Annotated in this window: 8 protein-coding genes; 5 read left to right on the top strand and 3 right to left on the bottom strand. The window is 36.9% G+C overall.

What is annotated here, in order from left to right; genetic code table 11:
• Positions 1 to 890: hypothetical protein (locus K9N40_11780; GenBank protein ID MCF7815147.1), on the bottom strand; the 890-nt coding region annotated here is incomplete at its 3' end.
• 131 nt (positions 891 to 1,021) lie between these two features.
• On the opposite strand from K9N40_11780, the gene K9N40_11785 reads away from it, so the two are divergent.
• The 4 genes from K9N40_11785 (at position 1,022) to K9N40_11800 (ending at position 3,580) form a co-directional block, all read left to right on the top strand.
• Positions 1,022 to 1,576 carry a sigma-70 family RNA polymerase sigma factor gene (locus tag K9N40_11785; GenBank protein ID MCF7815148.1) on the top strand — a complete coding sequence of 185 codons (555 nt, stop codon included), beginning with the start codon at positions 1,022 to 1,024 and terminating at the stop codon, positions 1,574 to 1,576.
• Complete coding sequence (locus tag K9N40_11790) at positions 1,563 to 1,781, top strand: hypothetical protein (GenBank protein ID MCF7815149.1); 219 nt, start codon at positions 1,563 to 1,565, stop codon at positions 1,779 to 1,781. The genes K9N40_11785 and K9N40_11790 overlap by 14 nt, the downstream gene beginning before the upstream one ends.
• 38 nt (positions 1,782 to 1,819) lie before the next feature.
• Entirely contained in the window at positions 1,820 to 2,119 is a 300-nt protein-coding gene (locus K9N40_11795; protein ID MCF7815150.1) for a hypothetical protein, read from the top strand.
• Between the two features lie 216 nt (positions 2,120 to 2,335).
• A complete protein-coding gene (locus K9N40_11800) occupies positions 2,336 to 3,580 on the top strand; it encodes an ATP-binding protein (protein ID MCF7815151.1) in 1,245 nt (414 codons plus the stop codon).
• Between the two features lie 21 nt (positions 3,581 to 3,601).
• On the opposite strand, the gene K9N40_11805 is transcribed toward K9N40_11800, so the two are convergent.
• Both K9N40_11805 and K9N40_11810 read right to left on the bottom strand, forming a co-directional pair.
• Complete coding sequence (locus K9N40_11805) at positions 3,602 to 6,154, bottom strand: T9SS type A sorting domain-containing protein (GenBank protein ID MCF7815152.1); 2,553 nt, start codon at positions 6,152 to 6,154, stop codon at positions 3,602 to 3,604.
• 10 nt (positions 6,155 to 6,164) lie between these two features.
• Positions 6,165 to 8,480, bottom strand: coding sequence for a T9SS type A sorting domain-containing protein (locus tag K9N40_11810; protein ID MCF7815153.1), 2,316 nt, complete (start codon positions 8,478 to 8,480; stop codon positions 6,165 to 6,167).
• Between the two features lie 595 nt (positions 8,481 to 9,075).
• Here K9N40_11810 and K9N40_11815 point away from each other — a divergent pair.
• Positions 9,076 to 11,277, top strand: a complete 2,202-nt coding sequence (locus tag K9N40_11815; protein ID MCF7815154.1) for a hypothetical protein — start codon at positions 9,076 to 9,078, stop codon at positions 11,275 to 11,277.
• The last annotated feature ends 134 nt before the right edge of the window (positions 11,278 to 11,411 follow it).

The following is an 11,411-nucleotide window of genomic DNA, read 5'->3' on the forward strand; positions in this document are numbered from 1 at the left end:
TTTAATTCATTCAGCATCAATCCGTTTAGAACCTGTTCAAATTGACCTTTCATGGGAAGTGCCAGATAAGGTTTTTTCAGGAAGAAAGATTCGGTCATCAAAGTGAATCCAGCTGTAGCAATAACACCTTTGCAACCTGCCAGATCATTTAGAAATACACTTTTACTGAAAGGTCGAAAAACCAGGTTGCCTTCCTTGATATCTTTGTTGTAACCATAAACGTAGAATTTTTCCCGGTTATATTTTCTCAGATGATCGATTAAGGTTTCAAATCCCGCTGTTACATAAACCAGAATATAATCATTTGCCGAAGCTTTCAGATCCAGAACCTTTTTGCGTAGAATTGGCGGAAACAGAAAAGTTCGATCATTGCGTTTTTTGCCGAAATAAAAGGTGGTGATCAGAGAAACACAAGGTCGCGGGATCATAGCTCGAACCAGGTTTTCGATAAAAATTGCATCAGCTTTCCATTCCAGAGGGCAGGGAAAATCCATATAACGCAGGCGGTGCTGATTATCGATCGTGATAAGAGGAACATCCAATTCATTTGCCAGATAAGCTGTCATTGGTTCAAAATCCGTAATAACTGCGTCAGGTTGGAAATCTTTAAAATACTTCTTTTTCAAGATATTGATAGATTCGTAGCGATCAAAAATTGTGGAAAAATTCTGGGTAAAAGTTTTGGTGATTGAAACTTTGTTATCTTTACTCACAATGGAAAAACCTTCAATCTCCATTACTTCATAATCATCTTTAAGATTGCGGTAACCACGGTCATAACTGGCAACCTTAACCTGATGTCCCTGTGAGGTTAAATGCGAGATCATCTCACGAGATCGTGAAGAATGACCTGAACCTTCTCCTGATAATCCATAAACGATTTTAGCCATGCCGCAGTCTTGAAAAATTGTATGTTTGATGTCAAGTTTGAATTGGATAAAGAAAATTATTTTGACGATAAATTAAAAAAGTTTAGACAAATTTTCCGGTTTTTGTGTCTTATTAAATAGAGAGGAAAAAGATGAAGCGGAAAGATGTGCAGTTGATCGAAGATTATAGAAGTGGAAATCTGGATGCCTTCAATATATTTTACAACAGATATAAAGATGTACTTTACACATTTCTGTATAATCGCAGCAGAAAGGATGCTAACGATCTTTTCCAGGAAACTTTCAAAAAATTTATCGATGCAGTTTCCAAGCGAAAAATTAATAATCCCAAATCTTATCTTTTTCAGATTGGAATAAATTTAGTTCGCAAGCAGAGCAGGAAAGCAAAAGTGATCTCTTTAAGCGATGAATTTGACCTTCCAGATGAAAATGAAGAAAAAGAAGAGATCGTGAATGAAAAGGACTTGCAGCTTTCACTGGCAAAACTGGCAGATAAGAAGCCATTGTTCTACGATGTTCTCAATCTGCATATTTTCGGGAAGATGACGTTTGCCGAAATCGGCAAGATCATTCAAGAAAGCAGCAATACGATCGCATCGCGCTATCGTTATGCTATTCATTATCTGAAGCAATATCTGCAGGAAGAAGCCGACTTGAAGCAGGAGGTAAATTATGTTCAAAGATGAAATCTATAAAAAAGGCATGCTGCAAGCACCAGAAGATCAGGAGATCGATCTTTTATTGTATGCTGCAGAAAAAGTTCAACCGGAAGCAGAAAATGAAGCATGGGAAGACTATCTTAAATGGCTGCCTTTTGCCGAGTTGATGCTGCTGATAAAAGATTGGATGGAAGGTTATAAAATCAGCGTTCGACCGATAATGAAAATATAAAATTCCCATATTTGGGAGATAGATTTTAGGAGGAAATTATGAAATGCAAACACAAGAAATGGATACCGCTAGCTATTTTGTTTGGCATTGGAGCAGCGTTTCTGTTTGGCTGGATCGTCCAATTGCTCTGGAATGCTACGATCACACAAATCTTCAACGTGAATTCCATAACTTACTGGCAGGCAGTGATGCTGCTGATCTTGTTCAAGATCCTGTTCAGCTCTCATTATAATGTTAACAAGGAAAAGCACAAAAAAGTGCAGCATCCGCAGCCGGAATATATTCGTGAAAAATTGGAAGAAGAAGCTGAAGAGGAATCCCCGGAAAGAAAAGTTTAGCACTTTGCTAAAACTGTCAGGTTTAAAATTACTTTCCCACATCTTCTTTCGATAATTCTCGGGGGAGAGGTGGGAAAGTTTTTACCTAATGTAAAATAGTCAGACCATTTTTACGGCATAGTGTAAAAAAAGTTTGACTATTTTCACGTGGATATGTAAAAAAAGTTTGACTATTGTTACAATATGATTATACTTTGTTTCTATGAGAGGTGAGTTATGCAATACTATCATAGATTAATCGAGACGGAAATTAAAAAACAATTAGCTAAGCCGGAAGCGATTTTTATTTTAGGAGCCAGACAAGTAGGTAAAACCTCATTGATGAAGCATTTGATGAGTGAATTAACACCAGAAGAAATATTATATATGGATTTGGAAAATCCAGAAAACTTAACTCTGATTAATGCTGGGATCAATGAATTTTTAAATTTTTTGCAGTATAAAAATTCCAAACATGAGAATAAAAAATATATTTTTATCGATGAAATTCAATATGCTGCTGATTTCTCAAGTTTGATCAAATACATGGTTGATCACTATTCAGACAAATATAAATTTATTCTCAGTGGATCATCCTCTCTGCAGATCAGAAAGCAATTTCAAGAATCTTTAGTTGGCAGGAAAATAATTTTCGAGTTATATCCGCTAAATTTTACTGAATTCTGCCGTTTCAAAGAGGAAGATCATATTGCAGACATTTTAATTGGTATTGATTCATTTAAATTGGCAACAGATCCTTTACGTTTTGCCAGGAACAAGGTTCAAAATATCTGGCAGGAATTTCTTATTTTCGGAGGTTTTCCTAAAGCAGTCCTGCAAAATGAAAAAAAAGATAAAATCAGAGTTTTGCAAGATATAGTTAACTCATACATATTTAAAGACATCAGGCATATATTCAATTTAGAAAAAGTAGATCAATTTAATCATCTCATCAAACTTCTGGCTGTGTTTACCGGCAAGCAGTTGAATTTTTCGCAACTGGCAACAGAATCAAGATTACACAAACAATCTTTAGAACATTATATCAATGCTCTTGAATCAGGTTATATAATTAAACTTATAAAACCATTTCATAGAAATCTTTCTTCTGAATTAAGAAAAACACCTAAGTGCTATTTTATTGATAATGGCTTACGCAATTGTTTGATCAATAATTTTACCGACACTGAATTTAGAACTGATAGAGGTGAGATTTTGGAAAATTATATTTTCTCACAACTCATCAAGAGAACTGATATCAATACAAAGTTGAATTATTGGCGGACAAAAAATAAACAGGAAATTGATTTCATCTGGCAGAAAGAGAATCAGCTTTTCGCCTTGGAATCAAAATGGAATCAGATCGCTGGTAAAAACTTGAAAAAATTTGTTAGTTCCTACAAGCAAGCAGAAACTTTTACAATTTCATTTTCACAGGAATTAGATATGGAAAAACATATTATACCGGGATATTTGATTTAGTATTTTTTGATTAAATATTTTCTATTTCAAAAGCAAACACTTCTTTGTCTGCTCAAAATTGCCAGCTTTTAATTTGTAAAAATATATACCCGATGCAACGGGTTGGTTGTTGTTGTCATCTCCTTTCCAAACAACGGAATAACTATTTGGTGTGCCACATACTTCGACAAGCTCAGTATGACGGAATTCTTTTATCTGCTGTCCTTTCAGATTATAAATTGTAATTTCTGCATTATCAATTTGTCTGAAGTCTGAAATCTGAAATCTGATTTCTGTGGTTGGATTGAAGGGATTGGGGAAGTTGGTTAATCCACAAATGGGATGCGATGGAATAATCTCATCTGGACTTGTTTCTACAATTAGATCACATAAAAATGGATATCCATCATTCTGGGAAGTTTCAATATTCCAAATATCTTCCATACCAATATCGTCGTAGGGATTACCTACAAAATCCCAAGGTTCATCCAAACCTGTTGTTACAAGCGAAGTGTAAGTTGCTACATCTTTCATTTCGATAGTTGTTTTCCCAGTTCCACCAGCACTGATAGTGATTCCGGAAATCTCAATATCCCAGAAAGAATTTGTAGTAATTCCACCATAATTGTCACAACCGACCAGACCACCAATATAATCACCAGATCCATTTATAGAACTTACGCTAAAGCATTTATCAATATAGGAATTGTGGGTCGATGAACCTCCGCAATATCCTACCAGACCACCCACGCTGTCAAATCCTGAAACATTTCCAAAACTGAAACAATTTGAAATAGTTGAACTCCATTGATTATAACCAACTAAAACACCAGCTCTTGAGCCATTCACATTCGCAGTGCTGTAACTCTTGGTGAGTGAAGCATCCATGTGATTATGACCAATCAATCCTCCTATACTGTTTTCTCCATTCACATTACCAGAACTGTAGCAGTTTGTTACGAATGAAGTTTGAGATCTTCCTGCCAAACCACCACAATAATCAGTACCTGTAACGTTTACATTTGTAACTCCCAGATTTTTAACAGTAGCGTTCAACAAAAAACCAAATAAACCTTGAAACCAGGTATCGGGTTGATATACTAAAATTTCATCAATAATGTGATTTTGACCATCATAAACTCCGTTAAAACTTTCATCATATTCCTTGCCAATTGCAGAAAATCCGGCACCTTCAAACCAGTTGTGAGTTGCAGATGCATCAATGTCGGCAGTTTGAACATAATGTTTGTCCCAATGTTCGGGATGGTAAGTTAGCCAGACCAAATTACCCAGAGTATTAATCAGATAAGGATCATCTTCTGTTCCATTTCCTTCTGGTAAAATATTTGGTATCACAATTATATAATCGGTTTTACCAGAAAAGGAAAAATTGCTTTGATCTTCTATAGTTAACGAAATTGAATAAGTTCCAGTTTCATCATAACACCAGAATGGATTTTGTTCGTAAGAATCTATAGTCCCATCATTATGAAAATCCCAATTCCAACTGGTTGGATTTCCGGTTGAAAGATCATAAAAATGAACTACTGAATTTTGATCCGTACACACAACATCTGTGGTAAAATATGCTGCAAGAGGAGATGAAAATTCCTGCCAGCTCAAAAAAGGATAGTAGTCATTATTTATTCCATCCATATTCCAATAATCATTATTGGCGATATCTGGCGGTGGATTATCGACGAAATCCCAGCCAGAATCAACATAAGTTGAAAGCTGCTGCATTTCAGTAGTCGTTAATCCAATTCCACCTCCGCTGCTGGTTGTTTGTCCTGAAGTTTCAACATTCCAGAATGAATTTTCGATATTGGAATTGTAACACCAGCCGATCAAACCACCAAATCTTGAATTTGCCGTCACGGTTCCAATGCTGTAACAATTTTTAATTTGGGAATATCCATTTTGGCCAGTTAAACCACCAACACAATCGTCTCCAATAACATTGGCAAAACTAAAACAATTGGTTATTATTGTATCAAAAAAGTTTGCACCAAGCAATCCACCAACTTGAAAACTTCCTTCGATAACTCCACTAGTATAACAAGAATTCAAATCGGTAAAATTATTCCATCCAGCTATTCCACCGACAGCATAATTACCTGTTATTGTACCAATGCAAGAGCAGAAACTTATTTCTGCATGAGGATTATAACCTGTTAAACCGCCAACATAATCACGACCAGTAATCGCAATATCAAACAAACTTAATCTTTTTATTTCTGCATCAGAAACATAACCGAAAAAACCTTGATAATCTGAATCCGGACGGTTTATATTTAAATTTAAAATTTTATGTTCTTCTCCATCATAGCTACCTGTGAAAAATATCGTTTCATTTCCAATTGGAATAAAGCCTTCATTGTTGTTCCAATTTTGTGTATCGGACGCATCAATATCAGCAATTTGCACAAAATTACAACCCCAGGAATCGGAGTTCGTACTTATCCATAAAAGGTTGTCTAAAATTTCCACTTGATAAGGATCTGCTTCTGTTCCAGAGCCAATGGGTTGGACTCCATCGGCAAATAAGTTGATAAACCAGCAAAAAACAATTGGAATTATTAGAAAAATTTTCACATAACTTCCTTTATTTCAAAAGCAAACACTTCTTTGTCTGCTCAAAATTGCCAGCTTTTAATTTGTAAAAATATATTCCCGATGCAACGGGTTGGTTGTTGTCGTCATCTCCTTTCCAGATAACGGAATAACTATTTGGGCTGCCACATCCTTCGACTTCGCTCAGGATGACAGGCAGAGTTTTCATTTTTTGTCCTTTTAGATTGTAAATTTCGATGGTCGCAAAGGCAGAGCTTTGCGTTACGCTGAATCTGATTTCGGTGGTTGGATTAAAAGGATTGGGGAAGTTACCGATTAATTCTGTTTGAATTTCTGGAAGCTCGTTTGCAGAATTAGGACCTATAATTTCCAGAGGTTCAGAATGATCAGATTCAAAACCGCCTGTGAATTCTGCTGTAATAGTTAATTGGTGCGTTCCCGGTTCCAGAAGACTTGGATCAAGCAGATAAAAAGTAGATGAAGTTTGCCCAAAGAATTCAGCATCAATATAAAGATTGAAATCTTCAAAATTTCTCAAATCGTCATCAAACATCCATTCTATTAGAATGTTTGGATAGTTCACAGTAGCTGATAAATCATAGGGAATTGGAAAAGTGATATCAACCGTTTGAATATTTGAAATAACTGTATTGCCGCCATCATAAACTCGCGCGATCTGGTAATCGTATAATCCCTGATCAAGGCTTTCATCAAGATAGTTTTCTGCGACAGGATCTTCGATATATTCGATCAGATCATCATTCCGATAAACATTATAACCAAGCAGCCAGCGAGAATTATCCGTTGTTAAATTCACAACTCCTTCAATTATCCAGTTAAAATCGAGTACTCCAGCCATGTTAGGCAATAAATCCCAATTATCGTAATTACCTACCCATGCTCCTTTATCTGGAACCATCGGTCCGGCATCTACAGCAGCGGGATGATCTGATGCATATATAAATTCATAGCCCAACCAATATTCATTCCCTTCTAATAGTGGAATTGGTTCATCCAATGTATAATACATCATTTCCCCCGAAATTACAGTTCCGGTAATATCTTCACAATAGATCTCGGTGCCTGGATCTCCATAACAACCGCCTTCATATACTTTTAAGAAAACCTGATTGTAAGAAGTGCTGTACAAAGTTATATTAACTCCAACCAGCTCACCAACTCCATAAAAATCCTGCAATTCAACTGCATCGAATCTGGCTGCACATTCAAATTCATGTGGTCCGCCAATACCATTGTAATCATAACCATTGTGATGAGAAATCGTTTGACCCGAACTGGGTGAAGCCCAATTCAAAAATACATTATTATAATTCTGGATTTCTGCTGTGAATTGTGGAGGAGGTGGTAATTGATGATGGCTTTTGTTTATAATAATTCCATTATTTCCCACAGCATAACCATGGTCATAACCCGTAATTATTATATCATTAAGATTTTCAGTTGTGCTGGATGAATGTAAAGCCCAGGAAGTTCCACCATTACTTGTTTCGTATAGAATTCCATTTTCGCCGACAACGCAGCCAAAGCTGCCATCAAAATCTACCCCATTAAATGGTGTATCGAAGTGTTCAGTCGTCCAGTTATAAAGATCGGATGTTGTGGAAATGCAGCCAAAGCCATCCCACCTGCGCCCGACTGCAATTCCATGTGTGGGATCAAAAAAATAACCATCGAAAAGTTTTCCTTCGTACATCACAGCACCTTGCTGAAAATAGAAATTATAAAAGCTGAAACTTGCTCCATTATTGGTTGAACGACCGACAAAAGGTTGAAAGATAGAATTGGAGCCGAAAACAAAAGCTGTGTTGTCATCCAAGATCTGCGCACCTTCAAAACCTCCGCCCATAAAACCGGTTTGTACGGTTGACCAGGTTTCTCCAAAATCATCCGTCCATAAAATCGTTTGATCCATTCCTCCGATCACACCATAACCTGATTCGTTGATATCTACTGAAAGCAAACTGCTGGTAACGCCACAATTAATTGCAGTCCAGGTTTCCCCGCTATCTGCACTGCGTAAAATCGTCGCAGCATCACCGACAGCAATAGCACAAGAACTGTTTAAAAAGCAGATATCATTAAGATCAACTGTTGTTCCCGAATCAATTTGATTCCAATATAAAGCTGGATCATAAGATTGAAAGATTGTTCCATTGTCACCAACAACAATACATCCTTCATAAAGAGCATAATCAATTGCATTCAGATTTTCGTTGGTTCCAATATTAGCTCCATCCCAATAGGTTTGAGCTGCTAAAATTGTTGGGAATATTATAAATATGAAAACAAAAAAGATAGCAGAAAATTTAAAGCTATTAACTTTCATCAATCCTCCTAATTAAAGTCGATTGCTCCAAAACCAAAATTACTTTTCATTTATTTATTTTAAATAAAATTAAGTCAAATATTTTTCACTAAAATTGGTATTTAAAGTAAATTATAATTAAATAAACTTTTGCAATCATTCCAAATTTTTACAAATATAATCATGCATGCCCCGAAAAATTTGGAAGGTATAAACCTAATCTATTGTAATAAATGAAATTGTTGCTATTTTACCCATCCAAAACCTTATCCAGCAAAGCCCACGAATTCATTCGTGGGAATCTTGATACCAGAAATATATCGGACAACGGTTTCAACCGTTTGCACAAATAATAAACCATTGAAATAGTTACTATAAAAGGCTTTGTTTGCTTTTCCCATGAATAACCTAGTGAAATTGAATTGATTTCACAGGTTAAAAATTCATGGGCTTGAAAAAAATGAAATTATTGTTTTTTTTTGTTGCTTACTGGAAAATAAATATTTTTCGGGGGATGCGTGTTACAAATATAATCACTTGACACTAAACAAGTATAATCTTGATTATTGAACTTACATTGAATGATGTGTTGAATGATCGAAAAGATGGGGTTGGAATGAGTAGATTATTTGTAATTGTATTTTGTATATTTTTTTTCACAGTAAAAGCAGCAGAAATTGAAGATTTTATAGCTGAAAACTACTCCAAACAAGACTTGCAAAATACTCCCAGATCAGATTTTTTCGAAAATAATTCAATCATTATCTGGGGAACGAATTCCGAAGATGAAGACGAGCTGGAAGTAAATGAAATGATCGCCTACAACGTGGTGGATTTCCGCATCAAACGCTGGATTCATTATCCTGAAAATGTAGCTGAAATCCTGGAAGATAAAGAAGTTACGATTGATCATCTGAAAAAATACAATTTAATTTTAGTGGGATCACCAAGCTCAAATTCAATTTTACAGGCATTTTCGGAATTACTTCCTATTGAAATTACAGAAGATAAAATTTTTATTGGGAAGGAAACTTTTGAAGGCGATGAAGTCGGAATTATGTATCGCTACCCAAACCCAGTTAACCCGCAGCGACAACTTTGGATCGTTTCCGCTCCCAGCTACGAAGCTCTGCGTTTTATTCCGCAAATTCAGGAATACTGCGTTTATTCACTTACCGATTATAATCCCATGGCGGATCGTTTTCTGGAACTGGCCTTGGGAAATTTTGCTGCCAACTGGCAGGTTGGCAAAGTTGATCTGGTCGATAATGAAGTTGTCGATTCCGGTGAAAATGATATTCCAGAATATGAGCCACCGACATCATTTCCTCCGCCGGATTGGTGCACAGATGGCGTGATGTACGAAATTTTCGTGCGCAGTTTTGCCGACAGCGATGGTGATGGAATCGGCGATCTGCAGGGAATTATAAATAAATTGGATTACCTGAATGATGGCGATCCTGATACAGATTCCGATCTGGGAATTGAAACCATCTGGCTGATGCCGATCTTCTCCTCTCCCAGCTATCATTGTTATGATGTAAGTGATTATTACAAGATCAATGCCGATTACGGCACAAATGAAGATTTTCAGCAGCTTCTGCAGGAAGCCCACAGAAGGGGAATCCGCATCGTTACCGATCTGATACTCAATCACTGCTCCAATCAGCATCCTTTCTTTCTGGATGCGTTTGACAATCCCGACTCCAAATATGATGACTGGTTTTTCTTTACCAATCCTTCCAATACAAGAGCCCATAACTGGCAGTTCCGGCATCGTCCCACCGATCGCGAAATGCTGAATCCCTACATGCCGGCCTGGAATGTGAATAACCATGAAGTGCAGGATTATCTGATCGAGATGGCAAAATACTGGATAGATCCAAATGGAGACGGAGATTTTTCCGACGGCATCGATGGTTTTCGCTGTGATTATGTGAAAGGGCCGCCAGCTTCATTCTGGCAGAAATTCCGCTATCAAATAAAATCGCTCAATCCAGAAGTTTTGATCTTGGCAGAAAACTGGGATGGTATGAAATCAATTGCTGAAAGCTTTGATGATCAATTTGACATGGCTTTTGATTTCCCCTTTCAGGGCAGTGTGATGGAACTGGTTTCCAGCGGAACGGCGTCTCCACTTATTCGACTTTTGAATGAGCAGAAATCAATTCTTCCCAAAGATGCCGTGATGAATAGATTTGTGAATAATCATGATATGAACCGGATATTTACACGCCTGGATGATAAATCTGCCAAACTGGCTTTAGCTCTGCTGCTTTCATTTCCCGATATGCCGATGCTTTATTACGGAGATGAGATTGGTATGCAGGGGCAGAAAGATCCTTACGACGAAGGAATTCGCCGTCCCCTGGAATGGTGTGCCGATAATAACTGTGCGGAAATGACTTCCTGGTATCCTGTCTGGAATACAGAACCTGACGGAATCTCGGTGGAAGAAGAGCAGAATGATCCTAATTCCATCTTGAATTACACTAAAGAATTGATCCGCCTGAGGGAAGAAAATCCAGTTCTGGAAAATGGTGAGATCACTATCCTGCCTGCTTTTGAAATGGAAGACGAAGAACTTTCGGGCAGCCGCAGATCACTTTGTTATTTATTGGAAAATGAATCTGAAACTATTCTGGCACTGGTTTCGTTGCGAGACGATAGAACTCTTTTCATTCCCGATCAATTTAAAGAAGTATTGTACGAACCGTTGCTGGGATTTGCAGCGATTAAAAATAGAGATGAGTATTTAGAAGTTTTTTGCCCGGACAGGCAAATGCTTTTATTCAAAGTAAAAAAACAAAAATGGTAGTGTAACACGTTTTATGAAAAGTTATGAAACATTTTCATAAATCGAGAATCAAAAAACATAAGTGAAAAATAGTGTCAAATCGTGGATAAGTCTGAAATTTACCTAAAGTGCACACTATCCACACCACGACTATC

This window comes from Candidatus Cloacimonadota bacterium (assembly GCA_021734245.1).
GTDB lineage: Bacteria > Cloacimonadota > Cloacimonadia > Cloacimonadales > TCS61 > B137-G9.